This window comes from Vibrio sp. 03_296, assembly GCF_002265885.1.
In genome coordinates this window covers 1-1,100 of the sequence record NZ_NPKW01001393.1, presented here as the reverse complement: position 1 = coordinate 1,100, position 1,100 = coordinate 1, and the positions used below count along the sequence as shown (strand labels likewise).

At 47.1% G+C, this 1,100-nt stretch carries 1 pseudogene; it reads left to right on the top strand.

Features of this window, described 5'->3' with window-relative positions:
* Positions 1-536: 536 nt before the first annotated feature.
* Positions 537-1,100, top strand: a pseudogene (locus CIK04_RS35360) (RHS repeat-associated core domain-containing protein); the annotation flags it as partial.

Sequence of the window (1,100 nt, the reverse complement as noted above, 5' to 3'; positions counted from 1 at the left end):
AGCAGGACTTCTACTCGTTTAGAGTAGAGGTTAAATGTCCGAAATGTTTTAGCAACCTTTCATTTCTAGCTGATGATATGATTCCAATAGAAGATTTGAACATAGGCCTTTTTCCCAAAGGATTTACAAAACATTAACTAGAAGAGAAGAGCTGGCGGAAATGTTTTTGAAAACGAGAGAGGATTAGTTTCTTATAGCGATGCAGTGCAAATGTAAGTCTTGTGGAACAAAAAGTGCAGTAATTGCAGGAATAGGAGAAATCCAACCAAACCAGACTGAATGTTGTTGTTGAAGGTGTTGTTGCGGAGCTTAGTCCCAAAAATAGCAGGGGTAACACTCGCCCATGCCATAGAAGTTGATTTTGCAACGAATCGTAAGAATCCAGGTTTTAGGTTGAGTGAAGATATGCATAAGGCGAAGGCCATGCTCGAAGAGAGAGGCGTTGTGTTTCCGCCGCCCACGCCTAGAGAGGTTCGAGAGGCGTTAAAGCAAGGGCAATAAAGATGCATTAGCGCGTCGTAGTCGCAAAGTGACTTGGCGAGTATCACAACGGAAAGTACCGTTGGTATTTTTATCTACCCAACAGTCACACGCCAATCATGCTGGTGGAAGATGAGCGATGCTACTTCTACCAATGTGACCAAATTGGCACACCTTTGGCTCTGGTGGATGAACAAGGCTCCATTGTTGCAAGCCCGTTACGACACATATGGACGTGCGCACATTGAGGTGGAGAGCGTTGGCAACCCGCTCCGTTTTCAAGGCCAATATCACGATGTGGAAACAGGGCTTCACTACAACCTTGCCCGTTACTGGACGACCCCAGAACTGGGGCGCTTTATTCAGCCAGACCCGATTGGGCTTTTAGGCGGCGTAAACCATTATCAAATATGCTCCCAATCCGGTGATGTGGGGTAGACCCGCATGGTTTATGTGCCCAAAGAGGACACTCCTGCAATAAAAGCTGGCGTGAACGATACCCAACCGCAACAGCCCGATGTTTTACGCGATGGCTCAGGCAATACGCCAGCGCGGTGAAAACAGCCAGCCGACTATCAATACATGCCATAGCGCCAGATGAATACAAAGGTGCTGCACTT